Below are 16,283 nucleotides of genomic sequence, written 5' to 3'. Positions count from 1 at the left end.
CGCATGCCCAGCGCTCAGGCGCCGCGGTTGGCCGGACGGCCATTGCCGCCACGTCCACCATCGCGACGGCCTGCGCCCGCGCCAGCGTTGGCCTGACGCGGCCCGCCGCTGCGCTGGCCACCCGGCTTCTTCGGGCCGGCATGCGCATGCGCCTGACGCGGTGCATCGCCATGCGGACGACGGGCGTGGCTCTTGCGCGGCGCGCGCTCGCCACCCGGCTGCTCGGCGCGACCCGGCGCGCTGTTGCCCCAACGGATCGGGGTCTGCGGCTCGTAGCCCGGCACGTCGCGGATTTCCACGTCGCGGCCCAGCATGCGCACGATCTGGCGCAGCAGCTTGGCTTCGTCCTGCGCCACCAGCGAAATCGCCTCGCCGGTGGAGCCGTTACGGCCGGTGCGGCCGATGCGGTGCACGTAGTCCTCGGCCACCATCGGCAGGTCGTAGTTGATGACCTTCGGCAGCTGGTCGATATCGATCCCGCGCGCGGCGATATCGGTGGCCACCAGCACGGTCACGCGGCCTGCCTTGAAGTCGCTCAGCGCGCGCATGCGCTGACCCTGGCTCTTGTTGCCATGGATCGCCGCGGTCTTGATGCCGGACTTCTCCAGGAACAGCGCCAGCTTGTCGCTGCCGTGCTTGGTGCGCGCGAACACCAGGGTCTGCTCGCGGCTGTCCTGCGCCAGCAGGTGCAGCAACAGATCGCGCTTGCGGGCGCCGTCGACCGGGTGCACGCGGTGAGTGATGCTCTCGGCCACGGTGTTGCTCGGGGTGACCTGGATCTGCATCGGGTTGCGCATGAACTCCAGCGCCAACTGCTTGATGTTCTCTTCGAAGGTGGCCGAGAACAGCAGCGTCTGACGGTCCTGGCGCGGCAGCTTGGTCAGGATGCGCTTGATCGACGGCAGGAAGCCCATGTCGAGCATGCGATCGGCTTCGTCCAGGATCAGCACTTCGATGCCGGACAGGTCCACGCTGCGACGTTCGATATGGTCGATCAGGCGGCCCGGGCAGGCGATCAGCAGGTCCACGCCACGACGCAGCGCATCGAGCTGGTTGCCCATGCCCACGCCGCCATAGATCACCGCGCTGGGGATGCGCAGGTACTTGCTGTAGCCGCGCAGGCTGTCGTGCACCTGGGTGGCCAGTTCGCGGGTGGGGGTCAGGATCAGCGCGCGCGGCTTGCGCGGGCCGTTGACGGTCTGCGGCGCGGTGCCCAGGTGCTGCAGCAGCGGCAGGCCGAAGGCAGCGGTCTTGCCGGTGCCGGTCTGCGCGCCGGCCAGCAGGTCGTGACCGGCCAGCACCAACGGGATCGCCTGCTGCTGGATCGGGGTGGGGGTTTCGTAGCCCTGCTCGGCCAACGCGCGCAGCAGGAAGGGCGCAAGGCCCAGGTTTTCAAAAGACATCAGGAAGCTCCAAGTAAAGCGTCGCCGCCAAGCCAAGCCAAGCCCGGAGCGCAAACGCATTGCAGATGCAAGAAGGTGAGGCTCGGAGCGTTCCCGTGAACCGCGCTGCGAGATGGTGGATCAACCCGATCAAGGAGCGATGGGTTTGTCGGCACCACGAAAGGCGTCGGGTGGGGCGGGCGAGCGGATCGATCGATCCTGGCCTCGCCGGCTGTCCCTAAGGGAAACGGACGGCCGCATGCAGACCCGGCAAGTGTACTCGCGTTTGGCGCGCTGCACAAAATCGCGGTTTCGCGGTTGTGGTCACGGTCAGTTGTTTCAGGTGCAACCAGTAGTGCGGCAGGCCGTACAATCGTCCGATCAGCCACAGCACAGGATGGTCATGAAGCTAGGTTCCCTGAAGGAAGGCGGTCGCGACGGCAGCCTGATCGTGGTTTCACGCGACCTGCGCACCGCCGTGCGCGCCACCGGCATCGCGCCCACGCTGCAGCGCGCGCTGGAGGACTGGAGCAATGTGGCGCCGCGCCTGAATGCCTTGTCGGCCTCGCTCAACGATGGCAGCGCCGACGGCGTGTTCGATCTGGATGTGCAGGCCTTGGCCGCCCCCTTGCCGCGCGCCTACGAGTTCGTCGACGGCAGTGCCTACCTGCCGCATGTGGAGCGGGTGCGCCGCGCACGCAATGCCGAAGTGCCGGAAAGCTTCTACACCGACCCGCTGATGTACCAGGCCACCAGCGCCGGCTTCTATGGCCCGCGCGATGCGATCAAGGTGATCAGCGAGGACTACGGCATCGACCTGGAGGCGGAGATTGTGGTCATCACCGACGACGTGCCGATGGGCGCCTCGCCCGAGCAGGCGGCCGCGCATATCCAGTTGGTGGGCCTGGTCAACGATGTCTCGCTGCGCAACCTGATTCCGGCCGAGCTCGCCAAGGGCTTTGGTTTCGTGCAATCCAAGCCGCGTTCGGCGCTGTCGCCGGTGTTCGTCACCCCCGACGAGCTGGACGATGCCTGGCGCGACAACAAGGTGCATCTTCCGCTGGTCACGCACGTCAACGGCGCCTGGTTCGGCGCGCCCGAAGCCGGCAACGACATGCAGTTCGACTTCGCCCAACTGATCGCCCACGCCGCCAAGACCCGTCCGCTGTCGGCCGGCACCATCGTGGGCTCGGGCACCATCGCCAACCAGGACACCGCCTTGGGCGCCTCGTGTTTTGCCGAGCAACGCGTGGTCGAGACGCTGCGCGACGGCAAGCCCAGCACGCCGTTCATGGCGTTCGGGGACATGGTGCGGATCGAGATGTTCGATGCCAGTGGCGCCAGCATCTTCGGTGCGATCGAACAGCGCGTCGAGCGGCAGCCGCTGCCATGACCTGCGGCGCAGCGACGACAGGCGGTCGCGTATGAGCGCGGCCCTGGAGCTGTTTTCGTACTGGCGCTCCAGCGCGGCGTATCGCGTGCGCATCGGTCTTGGGCTGAAGGCGCTGGATTACATCGTCCGCCCGGTGCATCTGGTGCGCGATGGGGGCGAGCAGCACGCGCCGGCCTATGCGCAACTCAATCCGCAGGAACTGGTGCCGACGTTGCGGCATGGCGATGTGGTCATCACGCAGTCGCTGGCGATTCTGGAGTATCTGGAAGAGGCATTCGCGGGCACCACGGCGCTGCTGCCGCGCGCGCCTGCCGAACGCGCCCGGGTGCGCGCATTGGCGCAGCTCATCGCCTGTGACGTGCACCCGCTCAACAACCTGCGCGTCATGCAGGTGCTGGAGCGCGAGTTCGCGCTGGAGGGCGCACAACGCCAGCAGTGGACACGGCGCTGGATGGAGCGGGGCTTTGCGGCGCTGGAAACGCAGCTGGCGCGCGATGCGCAGACCGGGTGCTTCTGCCACGGCGATGCACCGGGCCTGGCCGATTGCGTGCTGATCCCGCAGCTCTACAACGCGCATCGGTTCGAGGTCGATCTGGCGCCATATCCGACCCTGCGGCGCATCGAGCAGGCCTGCCTGCAGTTACCGGCCTTCGACGCGGCGCGCCCGGAGATGCAGGCCGACGCGGTGGGCTGAGGGCAGGCTGTCACAGCCCTCATCCGCCCTTCGGGCGCCTTCTCCCATGGCACGGGAGAAGGGCAGGCAGGCAATCACCCGGTTCGGGCAGTCGGCGTCACGCCAGGCGAATTGGAATGTAAGTTTGAGAGCTTCGGCACCGGCACCTGAAAGCACCGTGCGAGCGCCGATCCCTCCCTTCTCCCGCAGGAGGGAGGCCGCCGGCCTTTTCCTCCTGCCGCAAGCGGGGCGCCGATCTCGTCCTTATCCGCAAGCGGGAGAAGGTGGCGCGCAGCGCCGGATGAGGGCGCCGGTTGCATCGGCATCGCGAATGCGGAGCACGTCGCAGAGTTCGCTCTTAACCACCAGGATCCAGCGGCCCCCCGGTGCCGCAAGATCACCGATCGTCGCCGCCAAACCGATTAGATGAACCCGTGACTGATCTTCGGTGCCGCGGCCGCTTCGTAATCCGCATACGGGTCGTGCTCGCCGGAGCCGCCCTCGGAGAGACGGAACTTCAGCGCCAGGCCGTCGCGCGAGTCGGCCGCGCGCAGTGCTTCTTCCTGCTCGATTTCGCCCGACTTCACCATCCGGAACAGGCATTGGTCGAAGGTCTGCATGCCTTCTTCCAGCGACTCTTCCATCGCTGCCTTGACCTCGTGCACCTGGCCGCGCCGTAGCAGGTCGCGGATCATCGGGGTATTGAGCAACACCTCGGTGGCGGGGCGGCGGCGCCCGTCCACGCCCTTGACCAGGCGCTGGGAGACCACTGCGCGCAGATTCAGCGCCAGGTTCATCAGCACGTTCTTGTGCGCGCTTTCCGGGAAGAAATTGAGGATGCGCTCGATGGTCTGGTCGGCGTTGTTGGAGTGCAGCGTGGCCAGGCACAGGTGGCCGGTTTCGGCGAAGGCGATCGCCGCCTCCATGGTTTCGGCGTCCAGGATCTCGCCGATCAGGATCACGTCCGGCGCCTCGCGCATGGCGTTCTTCAGCGCGCTCTGGAAGGCGTGCGTGTCCAGGCCCACCTCGCGCTGGTTCACGATCGACATCTTGTGCTTGTGCAGGTATTCGATCGGGTCCTCGATGGTGAGGATGTGCCCGGTGGTGGTGCTGTTGCGGTGGTCGATCATCGACGCCAGCGAGGTCGACTTGCCCGAACCGGTCGAACCCACCACCAGCACCAGCCCGCGCGGGGTCATGATGACGTCCTTGAGCACCTGCGGCAGGTTGAGCTCTTCGATGCTGGGAATCCGGCTGCGAATGGCGCGAATCACCATGCCCACCTCGCCGCGCTGCTTGAAAACGTTCACGCGGAAACGGCCGGCATCGGGCAGGGCGATGGCCATGTTGAGCTCGAGCTCGCGTTCGAACTGCGGCACCTGGCCTTCGTCCATCAACGAGTAGGCGATTTTCTTGACCATTCCCGGCGGCAACCCCGTATTGCCGAGCGGGTAAAGCTTGCCCTCGATCTTGATGTACACCGGCGCGCCGGTGGTCAAGAACATGTCCGAGGCATTCTTTTCGGTCATCAGCTTCAGGAAGTAGCCGATATCCATGCGCAATGGTTCCCCAACAAACAGCAGCGTCTCGTTGCAAGTCCGCCGCAGGCTTCCGACAATGGCCGTGCTCGAGACTTCTCGCTACGGCTCCCCTAATGACGGCTAGCTTCGCATACTTGCGGCGATCCCTGTATGGCATCGCCTGTTTCATGGTCCTTTCCTCTCCGGCCGCCGCCCAGGTGGCACCGGAGCTCACCGCCGCCGAACAGGCCGTGCAACGCGCCACCCAGGCCGATGCCGACCAATACGCCCCAGACCTGGTCAACCTGGCCCGCCAGGAATTGATGCAGGCCCAGCAGGCGCAACTGGACAAGCGCCAGCGCAAGCAGGTGCCCCAGATCGCCTTGCGCGCCGCCGCCGACGCCGACCTGGCCAAGGCCCGCAGCGAAGAAGCGGTGGTCACCGCTCAACTGGAACAGCGCAGGAAGGAAGTGGCGCAGTTGCAGAACACCCTCAATACCGGGGAGGGCGGCCGATGAAACTGCGCCCCCTGCTGTATCTCGGTGTGTTGAGCCTGGTCACGTTGCCGCCGCTGGCGATGGCGGCCAAGGACGACCCGCAGGCCGACGCGCTCAACCGGCGCCTGGCCGCACTACAGAACGACCCGCAGACCAACGATCTGGCGCGCTTTGAGCGGCTGCAGGCGCAGCAAAGCGTGGCTGCGCTGGCCGAGGCCAAACGCCGTGACCGCGACGAGCTGGTGTTTCTGGCCGACCGCCGGGTCGAAATCGCCGAACTCACCGCCCGTACCGCGCTGGCGCGGCGCGAATTGGACCGCCTGGAAGGCACGCGCAACGACTTGCTGATCGAAGCCAGCCGCCGCGATGCCGCACGGGCGCGCCAGGAAGCCGAACGCCTGCGCGTGCAGGCGCAGATCCAGACCGAGGCTGCCGAGCAGGCACGCCAGGCCGCCGAACAGGAAGCGCTCGCCCGCCAGGACGCCGAGCTGGCGTTGACCAGCGTGGCCGGCAAGCAGACCGCCAAGCTCAACGCGGCCCAGCAGAAGGCGGTGCAACTGGCGCATGAGGAGGCCGAGCTGGTCGCCGGGGCCAAGCTGCCGGCCGCCAAGTTCGACAGCCGCGGCGAAGTGTTTTCCCTGGGCAGTGGCGCCTTCGGTGGCAAGGCGGCGTTGTCCGGGGATGCCGCCGGGCAGGCCAAGGCATTGGCCGAATATCTGAACATCGGCAAGAAGGGCCGGGTCAGCATCGTCGGCTTCGACACCGATCCAGCCATTGCCAAGAAGCGTGCCGAAGCACTGCGCGATGCGTTGGTGGCAGGCGGCGTGTCGGCCTCGCGGCTGCAGGTCACCGGCACCAAAGGCGCGGCCAGCAAGACCCGCGCGGCCGAGGTCGTTGTCGCGCCCTGATGTCATTTGTTGCAAGTGATTGGAAGTTAAGGTCTTTTAACCCGTGCATGACGCCTGGTTGAACCGCGGTCACTGATTGAGGCAGGGAACGGCAAATGCGGCCGTTTCGGTCTTGAACCCCCTGGGCGACCGGCGTAGGGTCGTACCTCCGGGCAGCAACTCCGCGGCCCGGGAAGTACGGAGGGCCGGGCCAGTGATGCAGAGGCACGCAACGAGACAACATGGTGGAGCAGTTGTTGGTGGTTCCGCCGGTGTGTCGGCCTTTGCAACGCGTTGGTCTTCCATCCCCAAGCTGCGCCCCGTGCCTTCGCTGGCCGGGGCGTTCTTGTTTTAAGTGAAGGAGGTAACGCCATGTTCGAAGGGCAACCGCAGACCGAAATCGACGCATTGATGAAGTCCGATCCCCAGTTCAAGCAGCTCTACCAACGCCACAAGCTATTGAACAAGAAATGCATGGATGCCGAACTCGGGGTGCTCCCGATCGACGACGTGACCTTGGGCCAGATGAAGCGCGAGAAGTTGCAGGCAAAAGAAAAGCTCACCCGGATGTACGACCAGCTCACCCACTGATCCTTCCCCACCGTTAGAACAAGTTCACCGTCGCGGGCGGTGGCGGCCTCCTCGTCGGCTTGCCACCGTCCGCGTCTTTAGTTGGAGCGGCGTTTGCTGGCGGGGGCACATCGGCGAACGGTTGAGCCTGTTCGTTCATCGGCCTGTGCAATCGGTTCAATGCTGAATGAGCATTCCCCGGCGGTTCGTCGGATAATGACCGGTCTAGCCCGCGTGGCGCAGCGACGATATCCCGATGGCGATTCATTCCTCCGTACTCGAACTGATTGGCAACACGCCGATCGTCAAGGCCCAGCGTCTGGACACCGGCGTCTGCGAGCTGTTCCTCAAGCTGGAGGCGAATAATCCTGGCGGATCGATCAAGGACCGTATCGGTCTGTCGATGATCGAAGCGGCCGAGCAGCGCGGCGATCTCAAGCCCGGCGCTACCCTGGTGGAGGGTACCGCCGGCAACACCGGTCTGGGCTTGGCCCTGGTGGCGCAGCAGAAGGGCTACCAGTTGATCCTGGTGGTGCCGGACAAGATGAGCCGCGAGAAGATCTTCAATCTCAAGGCCATGGGCGCCAACGTGGTGCTGACGCGCTCGGATGTGGCCAAGGGCCACCCCGAGTACTACCAGGACCTGGCTGCCAGGATCGCAGCCGAGACTCCCGGCGCCTACTTCATCAACCAGTTCGGCAACCCGGACAACCCGGCCGCGCACGAATTCGGCACCGGCCCGGAAATCCTGGCGCAGATGGGCGGCCAACTGGACGCCATCGTGTTCGGTTGCGGCAGCTCCGGCACCATGACCGGCCTGTCGCGCGCCTTCGCCAGCGCCTCGCCGCACACCGAACTGGTATTGGCCGACCCGGTCGGTTCGATCCTGACCCAATACATCGAAGAGGGCACGGTCAGCGAAAAGTCCGGCAGCTGGTTGGTCGAAGGCATCGGCGAGGATTTCCTGCCGGATATCTCCGACTTTTCGCGGGTCAAGAAGGCCTATTCCATCAGCGACGCGGAAAGCTTCCATACCGCGCGCGAGCTGCTGGCCAAGGAGGGCATCCTCGGCGGCTCGTCCACCGGCACCCTGCTGGCCGCGGCGCTGAAGTATTGCCGCGAGCAGACCACGCCCAAGCGCGTGCTGGTGTTCGTCTGCGATACCGGCAACAAGTATCTGTCGAAGATGTACAACGACTACTGGATGCTCGACAACGGCTTTTTGGAGCGCCCGCAACATGGCGATCTGCGCGACCTGATCCTGCGCCCTTACAACAAGCGCGACACCGTGGTGGTGGGCCCGAAGGATCTGCTGACCACCGCCTACCAGCGCATGAAGCTGTACGACGTCTCGCAGTTGCCGGTGATCGACGATGGCGAGCTGGTGGGCATCGTGGACGAAAGCGACGTGCTGCTGCATGTCTATGGCGACGAATCCCGTTTCCGCGACCCGATTTCCACTGCCATGGTCAGCAAGCTGGATCGTCTGGACGTTGCGTCGCCGATCGAAGCGCTGCTGCCGGTGTTCGACCGTGGCCAGGTCGCCATCGTCATGGACGGCACGCAATTTCTTGGCTTGATCACCCGCATCGACCTGCTCAACTACCTGCGCCGTCGCGTGCAGTGATCGTGCAGTAATCCGGCACTGCCGCGCGCTCGGATGAGACGCGCGGCACGGGCCATTCAGACCTGCTTGTTACAATCGCCCACTTTTTCGGGAACCTCCATGTCCAATCGCACCACTCATAGCCATGGCGGCGAGCGCGCGCTGTCGCTCGCAACGCTGGCGATCCATGGAGGGCAGTCGCCAGATCCGAGCACCGGCGCGGTGATGCCGCCGATCTATGCGACGTCCACCTATGCGCAGTCCAGCCCCGGCGAGCACCAGGGCTTCGAATATTCGCGCACCCACAACCCCACGCGCTTCGCCTACGAGCGTTGCGTTGCCGCGCTGGAAGGCGGTACGCGCGCATTTGCGTTCGCTTCCGGCATGGCTGCCACCTCGACGGTGATGGAGTTGCTGGATGCCGGCAGCCACGTGGTGGCGATGGACGACCTGTACGGCGGCACCTTCCGCCTGTTCGAGCGCGTGCGCCGTCGCACCGCCGGCCTGGATTTCAGCTTCGTCGACCTGACCGACCCGGCCGTTTTCGAAGCTGCAATCCGCCCCGATACCAAGATGGTGTGGATCGAAACCCCGACCAACCCGATGCTCAAGCTGGTCGATATCGCTGCCATTGCCGCGATCGCGCGCAAGCACGGCCTGTTGATCGTGGTCGACAACACGTTCGCTTCCCCGATGCTGCAGCGCCCGCTCAGCCTGGGTGCGGATATCGTCGTGCACTCGGCCACCAAGTATCTCAACGGCCACTCGGACATGGTCGGCGGCATCGCGGTGGTTGGCGACAACGCCGAGCTCGCCGAGCAGATGGCGTTCCTGCAGAACTCCATCGGCGGCGTCCAGGGCCCGTTCGACAGCTTCCTCGCCCTGCGCGGCCTCAAGACCCTGCCGCTGCGCATGCGCGCGCATTGCGAGAATGCCCTGGCGCTCGCGCAATGGCTGGAAACCCACCCTGCGATCGAAAAGGTCATTTACCCCGGCCTTGCTTCGCACCCGCAGCATGCGCTCGCGAAAACCCAGATGTCCGGCTTCGGCGGCATCGTCTCCATCGTCCTCAAGGGCGGCTTCGACGCAGCCAAGCGTTTCTGCGAAAAGACCGAATTGTTCACCCTGGCCGAATCGCTCGGCGGCGTGGAAAGCCTGCTCAACCATCCCGCCGTCATGACCCACGCCTCCATTCCGGTTGCCCGCCGTGACCAGCTTGGTATCAGCGATGCGCTGGTGCGGTTGAGTGTGGGGATTGAGGATGTGGGGGATTTGCGTGGGGATTTGGAGCGGGCGTTACAGCCTGAAGCCTCGTAATGACCGTGACTGCACCATCGATCCTGTCGCGGGTTCGCGCTATTGCACTGGGGCCATTTGATGCGCTAATCGGGCGTAGGGATTTGACCAAGGAACTTGCAAAACGCGAAGTTCTGGGGCGTTATCGCGGGGCCAGTTTTGGTTTATTGTGGTCACTGATTAGTCCATTTCTGCTGCTGATCGTATACACAATTGCATTCGGTTCAATTATGAAAAGCCGGTGGCCCGAAGTCGCTGCAGGACAATCGCATTTTTCCCTAGTGCTTTTTGTAGGGTTAATCGTTCACGGCTTCTTTGCGGAATGCCTAATGCGTTCCCCTCACCTAATCATGGGTAATCCCAATTTCGTCAAGCGCGTGATCTTTCCGTTGGAGATATTGCCTTGGCCAATGGTGGCTTCAGCGTTATTCCACGTGTTGATGAACACCTTGGTGTTCGCAGTGCTCCGTCTGTTGCTGGACGGACAAATGGTATGGACCATCGTGCTTCTTCCTATTGTGATGCTCCCTCTGGTCGTCCTGGGGCTCGGAGTGTCTTGGTTTCTGGCTTCTTTTGGTGTGTATTTTCGAGATGTCACGCAGGTAACGGGGGTTCTGTCAACGGCCCTGCTGTTTCTTTCTTCGGCAATGATTCCACCTCAAGCCATTCCGGAAAACATGAAGCTAGTGTTTCTGCTGAATCCGTTGACCTTCATCATTGACCAAGCGCGGGAAGTGGCCCTCTGGGGCAATCTGCCGGATTGGTCTGGGCTTTCTATATATCTATTGCTAGCGATGGTGGCTTTCTACGGTGGGTTTGTTTGGTTCAGGGCGACGCGCAAGGGGTTTGCGGATGTCATCTGAACCGGTGATTGAAGTCAGAAACGTAGGTAAGGTCTTTCCAATCTATCAGAAAGCCCACCATCGTCTCATGCAGATGCTGAGTCCGCAGTCACGGAAGGCAAAATGGTTCCGTGATTTTCATGCGTTGCACGGAGTCACATTCGAAGTGGGTAAAGGGGAAAGTGTTGGTATTGTCGGCCGAAACGGCTCCGGAAAATCGACACTTCTTCAAATAATTTGTGGAACCTTGTCGCCCACTACGGGCTCCGCCGAGGTCAATGGACGGGTTGCTGCACTGTTGGAATTAGGCGCCGGCTTCAACCCGGAATTCACGGGGCGCGAAAACGTCTTCGTTTACGGATCGGTGCTCGGATTGTCCAGACGTGAAGTCGAAGATCGCTTCAACAAAATTGAGGACTTCGCCGACATAGGTCAATTCATCGATCAGCCGGTGAAGACCTATTCCAGTGGTATGTTTGTCCGGCTCGCCTTCGCGGTCGCGATCAACGTGACGCCTGACGTGTTAGTTGTGGACGAAGCGCTAGCTGTGGGCGACGCCAAGTTTCAGTCAAAATGCTTCGCCCGCTTGCGCGAGCTGCGCGAACAAGGGACATCAATCCTTTTCGTGTCGCACTCCACTGAGCAGATCGTCACCCACTGCGACCGTGCGATCCTCCTTGATGGGGGACATCTTTTAATGGATGGAGCACCTAAGGCAGTTGTACATCAGTATCTTGATCTTCTTTTCGGCACGAGTCGAGCATCAGAGGGGCCTGCATCGCGTAACGACGCGTTTCTCGAACCGCGCGATGGAGAGAATCCATTTTTAGGGCAACCGGCCGAGGGAACGGATCCTTTTTCACAGCACGCCAACTATAACCCCCACGAATACCGCTGGGGTGATGGCGGCGCAGTGTTGCAGGACTTCCATCTGCAGATTGGTGGGGCCAACTTCCCACAGATTGTATCCAGTGGAAAATCAGCGCGTTTGAGCCTAGCTCTTCGCTTCGTGCAGGAAATACAGCGCCCCATCATTGGCATGACGCTGAAGAACACTGAAGGGGTAACGGTTTACGCAACAAATACCGAGATGCAGTCCGTCAAGGATATGGTGGAGATCGGAAGCGCTGGTACATCGGTAAGGATCGACATCGATTTCCAGTGTTTCCTGGGGAGCGGTGATTACTTTATATCAGTGGGCGTCGCCAGTCGAGTTGGAGACGATGTTATTCCCCATGATCGCCGGTATGATGCCATTCATTTTCAAGTTATATCCGAAGGCTTCGTTGGTTTTAGCGACGTGCGGGCCGCTATTCGTCCCGTGCTGTAGTCGAATAAGGAATGTCATAAATGTCTAAGTTTTCTCCCGGCATCGAAAATAATTATAACTACAACGGGGAAGTGTGGGTTCCCAATAGTCGTGCCCAGGAGTTTGGCTATACGGACGGAGACGAAGCAGAGGAACGTATCTCTGAGTCCATTTCGGGTTGCGATGACGTATCTCTTTTTTCGCGATCACTACAGGAATATCAGACAGACTGGCCGTCGCGTTACCACTTGAGCGCTGGACGCGCGAATCTACTGCGTCCGATATCCGATCTGCTAAAGGGACGAGTGCTGGAAGTCGGCTCTGGATGCGGCGCGATATCACGGTATCTCGGCGAGATAGGTGCATCGTTGACTGCGCTTGAAGGTAGTAGTCGCCGTGCGCAGATCACGGCATCTAGATGCCGTGATCTGCCAAACGTAAGAGTTGTAAACGACGTGCTCGAAAACTTCTCGTCCCAGGAGGAGTTCGATGCTCTGACACTTATCGGAGTTCTGGAATATGCCAACGTCTACGGACAGTCCAGTGAGCCGGCGCTAGCGTGGTTGCAGAAAGCGTACTCGTTGCTTGCAGATGATGGTTGCCTGATCGTCGCTATTGAGAATCAGCTTGGTCTCAAGTACTTCGCTGGAATGCCAGAGGACCATGTTGGCAAGCCGATGCATGGCATCTCCGACAACTACGACGAAAAAACCGTTGCGACGTATGGGCGGTTGCAGCTCATTGAAATGTTGCGTTCCGCAGGCTTCGAAGGCTGCGAGCTGCTGCTTCCATTTCCTGATTATAAGTTTCCTACTGTGGTGCTCGCGCCCGGTGCTTATGACGGTTCATATCCGGAATTCGATGCAGGTGCGTTAGCTGCTCAAAGCGCTATCGCTGACCCGCAGCTGCCCCACGCCCCGTTGTTCTCGCTTGAGCGCGCTTGGTCGGTCATCGCTCGTAATGGGCTTCTGCCCGATATGGCGAATTCCTTTTTATTTGTCGCCAGGAAAAAGGCTAAGCCCGTAGGCAGTGTGCCACCGGGCAGCACGCTGGCGCATCACTTTGCCACCAACCGACTTCCGATGTTCTGTAAGCATGTCCAATTTCAGGCAAAAAGCGACGGGGTCGGAATAGAGGTTGTACCCAAGCGTCTACTGAATGACGACAGCTTAGAGCTATCTCGGCCAATCAGAATGGAGCTGAAGGCCTCGGAATACGTTCCTGGTCATTTGCACAGCCGTACCCTGGAAAAGATCGTGAGTCGAGATGGTTGGCGCGCGGCAGAGATCGCAGAGTGGCTTATGTTTTGGAAAGATGCCCTGTTGCGGGGCGTTGCTGCTTCGCAGGATGCATCGAGCGAGTCGGGGTTTTTGCCCGGATGGGCGCTTGACGCGTTGCCGCGAAACCTCATGATCGATCAGAGTGGCGCCGCAGAGTTTATCGATCTTGAGTGGATATGGCACGGTCGGCTTGAACTGTCTTATCTCTCCTACAGGGCCCTTGTAGGCTCAGTGACGTCACTGGTTGCAGTTGGCATTCCGGAAGATATTTCCCATCTTCATGTGCCTGTCTTGCTGCGGACGGTCATGCAAATCATCGGGTCACCGATCGACGAGACGGACATTGAGCGATTCATTGAGTTGGACGGGGTCGTAACACGGCTTGTATATGGCCGCGACAGTGGATTGATCTTCAAGAATTTTACGGGCCTGTATCTGCGTTCGCTTCCCGATGTAGAAAAGATGTCCGGCGACTGGAATGCGGTTAAGGCAGATGCAGCTGAGCGCATCGCAAGCGTCTTGCACTCGGCAGAAACCGAGCGTGCAGCCAACCTCGCTAAGGAAGCCCAATTTCTTCAGGAGCTGTCCGAGCTGCGTGTCGAGCTGGAAGATAAGGATGTAGAACTTACGGAGTTAAGAGGCCAGCGAGCCGATCAAGAGCTAAAGCTAGAGAAGTTGACACATCTTGCTGAGCAAGCTCGCGTGAATGAACAGAGATTAGAGCGTGATCTAATTCAATCGAGAGATACGATAGAAGCGTATACGGAGCTCGTGGCATTGGCTGCATCACGCGCCAACGAGCTGAATGAAGTGTATTCCTCGACAAGTTGGCGTATTACCATGCCGTTGCGGGTCATGAGAAATATACTTCGCCTACGCTCCGCCAAAGAAAATTTAGGGCGTGGGTTGCGCAAGATTTATTTGAAGGTTCCAATTTCAATTAGTTCTAGACAACTACTTAAAGCGACCTTATTTAAGTTGTTTCCGTGGCTGTTTTCTAGAACAAACGCTTACCGGAGCTGGTATGCCTGCCGACATCTTGGTGGGAGGCCTTTGGCGCCGGCTGCTCCACATATAGAAGATGCGTCGAACGTGGGGACCGCCCATGCTCGCTACGTACGGTCGGTACTTCAGCTTCCCAATTCACCCTCCAATGACTACGTGCCTATCGCCGCGACGGCTGATAAACAACAAGGTGCGGCTCGCGTGATTGCGTTTTACTTGCCGCAATTCCATCCCATTGCTGAGAACGACGAGTGGTGGGGTCGCGGCTTCACTGAATGGACCAATGTCGCCAAGGCTGTTCCGCAATTTATTGGGCACTATCAGCCCCATTTGCCTGGTGAGCTAGGCTTCTATGACCTGCGCATTGTTGATGTGATGCGTAGGCAGGCCGAGCTGGCCAAACTCTATGGCGTAGAGGGGTTCTGCTTCCACTATTACTGGTTTGCCGGTAAACGACTGCTCGAGCGGCCACTAGATCAGCTGCTTGCTTCCGACATTGATTTGCCATTTTGTATCTGTTGGGCCAATGAAAACTGGACGCGACGCTGGGATGGTCTCGAGAATGAAGTGCTTATCGCACAGGATTACGGTCCTGAGGACGATCTTGCCTTCATAGAGACGTTGGAGCCCTTGCTCCGCGATCCACGCTACATACGGGTTGATGGGCGGCCGCTTGTGATTCTGTATCGACCGTCCTTGTTGCCTGACGCAGCGAGTACTCTTGACCGGTGGCGCACTCACTGCCGCGAATCTGGCGTCGGTGAGTTGTTTCTGTGTATGGTTCAGTTCGATAAACTCGATCCGCGTGAGTATGGGTTTGATGCTGCTGTCGAGTTTCCACCGCACAAAGTGGCAGCTGGTCTGCCTTCCATCAACAGTGAGTTGGAGATCATCAATCCTGGTTACCAAGGTAGCGTTGTCGATTACGCCAATGTTGTTGATAAGGCACTGTCGGAGGTCAAGCCAGAATTTGACCTGATACGTGGCGTGTTCCCATCATGGGACAACGACGCCCGCAAGCCAGGTCGTGGCTACACCGTAGCTCGTTCAACTCCTGCCCGCTATCGTACGTGGCTGCGCGGAGCGATCGATTATTCAAGAAAGTTCCCCGTACGCGGGGAATCACTCGTTTTTGTCAATGCGTGGAACGAGTGGGCCGAAGGGGCCCATCTTGAGCCTGATCGAAAGTATGGCTACGCTTACCTCGAGGCAACCCGGCGAGCTCTGAGGCGCCCCGTAATGCCAAGGACCCCTGAGCGAGTCGCTGTGGTTATTCATGCGTTTTATCCTGAGATTCTTCCTGAAATGCTTAAGGAGCTTCAGTCATGGGATGTGCCGTACTTTCTAATCATTTCTACCGTTGCTGACAAGGCAGATGAGGTAAGAGGATATCTTGCTGATTTGTCAGTCGTGGCAGATGTGCGTGTATTCGAAAATCGAGGGCGAGACATCCTGCCATTCCTCGAAATCATGAAGGATCTTCGCGGACGCGAGAGCCTTGTCCTAAAGCTGCACACAAAGCGGTCTCTTCACCGCCAGGACGGTGAATCGTGGCGGCGTGACATGCTTGAGAAGTTGCTCGCACCTAAGGTGGCATCCGAAATTTTTGCTGCCTTCAGAGAGCAGGAACGCTTGGGTCTAGCCGCGCCAGAGGGGCATATTCTTTCGATGACAACGTATTGGGGTGCAAATGCTGACACAGTGCATAGGCTCTCCAAGCAAATGCATGTCGATCCGGTCAATCCGGTTACCGCCATGTTCGCTGCTGGTTCAATGTTCTACGTCCGCCCTGAGGCCATCGATTCGATTATGGATCTAGACCTTCGAAGAGAAGACTTCGAGCCTGAGGCTGGCCAGGTTGATGGCACACTGGCGCATGCGATCGAGAGGTGTTTCAGTCTCGCCGTCTGCTCAACTGGTTATTACATTGCTTCGAGTAATCTGCCAATGGTTGAGGCATACGAGCCTTTTGAAACATACGCATATGCCGATCCGGCACCGTGAAAGGATGTAGAGGATCCAC

At 60.4% G+C, this 16,283-nt stretch carries 12 protein-coding genes; 10 read left to right on the top strand and 2 right to left on the bottom strand.

The genetic code is table 11. The annotated features are described in order from the left end of the window. Positions 1-14: 14 nt before the first annotated feature. On the bottom strand, positions 15-1,403 hold the full coding sequence (locus tag J7396_RS17355) for a DEAD/DEAH box helicase (RefSeq protein WP_209261805.1): 1,389 nt from the start codon (positions 1,401-1,403) through the stop codon (positions 15-17). A 313-nt stretch (positions 1,404-1,716) separates the two neighbouring features. On the opposite strand from J7396_RS17355, the gene J7396_RS17350 reads away from it, so the two are divergent. Together J7396_RS17350 and maiA are read left to right on the top strand one after the other, a co-directional pair. Beyond that, the gene (locus J7396_RS17350; RefSeq protein ID WP_029820312.1) at positions 1,717-2,775 is read left to right on the top strand and encodes a fumarylacetoacetate hydrolase family protein; all 1,059 of its coding nucleotides are present in this window, start codon (positions 1,717-1,719) and stop codon (positions 2,773-2,775) included. 31 nt (positions 2,776-2,806) lie between these two features. Beyond that, positions 2,807-3,469 (top strand): maleylacetoacetate isomerase, encoded by a 663-nt coding sequence (maiA, locus tag J7396_RS17345; RefSeq protein ID WP_065628030.1) that lies wholly within the window; start codon positions 2,807-2,809, stop codon positions 3,467-3,469. A 401-nt stretch (positions 3,470-3,870) separates the two neighbouring features. Here the strand turns inward: maiA and J7396_RS17340 are convergent, their stop codons facing one another. After that, positions 3,871-5,004, bottom strand: coding sequence for a PilT/PilU family type 4a pilus ATPase (locus tag J7396_RS17340; protein ID WP_008576907.1), 1,134 nt, complete (start codon positions 5,002-5,004; stop codon positions 3,871-3,873). A 98-nt stretch (positions 5,005-5,102) separates the two neighbouring features. On the opposite strand from J7396_RS17340, the gene J7396_RS17335 reads away from it, so the two are divergent. From J7396_RS17335 to J7396_RS17300, 8 genes are all read left to right on the top strand, one after another. Further along, on the top strand, positions 5,103-5,486 hold the full coding sequence (locus J7396_RS17335) for a DUF4398 domain-containing protein (RefSeq protein WP_005914753.1): 384 nt from the start codon (positions 5,103-5,105) through the stop codon (positions 5,484-5,486). Further along, positions 5,483-6,373, top strand: coding sequence for a hypothetical protein (locus tag J7396_RS17330; RefSeq protein WP_209261804.1), 891 nt, complete (start codon positions 5,483-5,485; stop codon positions 6,371-6,373). The genes J7396_RS17335 and J7396_RS17330 overlap by 4 nt, the downstream gene beginning before the upstream one ends. A 351-nt stretch (positions 6,374-6,724) precedes the next feature. Continuing rightward, complete coding sequence (locus J7396_RS17325; protein ID WP_003484103.1) at positions 6,725-6,943, top strand: YdcH family protein; 219 nt, start codon at positions 6,725-6,727, stop codon at positions 6,941-6,943. A 235-nt stretch (positions 6,944-7,178) separates the two neighbouring features. Further along, positions 7,179-8,549 carry a pyridoxal-phosphate dependent enzyme gene (locus J7396_RS17320; protein ID WP_008576911.1) on the top strand — a complete coding sequence of 457 codons (1,371 nt, stop codon included), beginning with the start codon at positions 7,179-7,181 and terminating at the stop codon, positions 8,547-8,549. Positions 8,550-8,648: 99 nt separating this feature from the next. Continuing rightward, the gene (locus J7396_RS17315) at positions 8,649-9,845 is read left to right on the top strand and encodes a cystathionine gamma-synthase (protein WP_209261803.1); all 1,197 of its coding nucleotides are present in this window, start codon (positions 8,649-8,651) and stop codon (positions 9,843-9,845) included. Beyond that, the gene (locus J7396_RS17310; RefSeq protein ID WP_008576915.1) at positions 9,845-10,687 is read left to right on the top strand and encodes an ABC transporter permease; all 843 of its coding nucleotides are present in this window, start codon (positions 9,845-9,847) and stop codon (positions 10,685-10,687) included. Before J7396_RS17315 ends, J7396_RS17310 begins: the two co-directional genes overlap by 1 nt. Next, the gene (locus tag J7396_RS17305; RefSeq protein ID WP_033479206.1) at positions 10,677-11,996 is read left to right on the top strand and encodes an ABC transporter ATP-binding protein; all 1,320 of its coding nucleotides are present in this window, start codon (positions 10,677-10,679) and stop codon (positions 11,994-11,996) included. The genes J7396_RS17310 and J7396_RS17305 overlap by 11 nt, the downstream gene beginning before the upstream one ends. Positions 11,997-12,016: 20 nt before the next feature. Next, on the top strand, positions 12,017-16,264 hold the full coding sequence (locus tag J7396_RS17300; RefSeq protein WP_008576919.1) for a glycoside hydrolase family 99-like domain-containing protein: 4,248 nt from the start codon (positions 12,017-12,019) through the stop codon (positions 16,262-16,264). Positions 16,265-16,283: the final 19 nt, after the last annotated feature.

The sequence above is a fragment of the Xanthomonas sp. A1809 genome (assembly GCF_017746015.1).
Classification (GTDB): Bacteria; Pseudomonadota; Gammaproteobacteria; order Xanthomonadales; family Xanthomonadaceae; genus Xanthomonas; species Xanthomonas euvesicatoria.
The sequence above is the reverse complement of the archived record's forward strand: the minus strand, read 5'-3'. Positions and strand labels throughout refer to the sequence as shown.

Excerpts from the sequence above, each read along its gene's own strand:
- J7396_RS17355 (WP_209261805.1), bottom strand. The coding sequence starts at position 1,403 with ATGTCTTTTGAAAACCTGGGCCTTGCGCCCTTCCTGCTGCGCGCGTTG.
- maiA (WP_065628030.1), top strand. The coding sequence starts at position 2,807 with ATGAGCGCGGCCCTGGAGCTGTTTTCGTACTGGCGCTCCAGCGCGGCG.
- J7396_RS17340 (WP_008576907.1), bottom strand. The coding sequence starts at position 5,004 with ATGGATATCGGCTACTTCCTGAAGCTGATGACCGAAAAGAATGCCTCG.
- J7396_RS17335 (WP_005914753.1), top strand. The coding sequence starts at position 5,103 with ATGACGGCTAGCTTCGCATACTTGCGGCGATCCCTGTATGGCATCGCC.
- J7396_RS17330 (WP_209261804.1), top strand. The coding sequence starts at position 5,483 with ATGAAACTGCGCCCCCTGCTGTATCTCGGTGTGTTGAGCCTGGTCACG.
- J7396_RS17325 (WP_003484103.1), top strand. The coding sequence starts at position 6,725 with ATGTTCGAAGGGCAACCGCAGACCGAAATCGACGCATTGATGAAGTCC.
- J7396_RS17320 (WP_008576911.1), top strand. The coding sequence starts at position 7,179 with ATGGCGATTCATTCCTCCGTACTCGAACTGATTGGCAACACGCCGATC.
- J7396_RS17315 (WP_209261803.1), top strand. The coding sequence starts at position 8,649 with ATGTCCAATCGCACCACTCATAGCCATGGCGGCGAGCGCGCGCTGTCG.
- J7396_RS17310 (WP_008576915.1), top strand. The coding sequence starts at position 9,845 with ATGACCGTGACTGCACCATCGATCCTGTCGCGGGTTCGCGCTATTGCA.
- J7396_RS17305 (WP_033479206.1), top strand. The coding sequence starts at position 10,677 with ATGTCATCTGAACCGGTGATTGAAGTCAGAAACGTAGGTAAGGTCTTT.
- J7396_RS17300 (WP_008576919.1), top strand. The coding sequence starts at position 12,017 with ATGTCTAAGTTTTCTCCCGGCATCGAAAATAATTATAACTACAACGGG.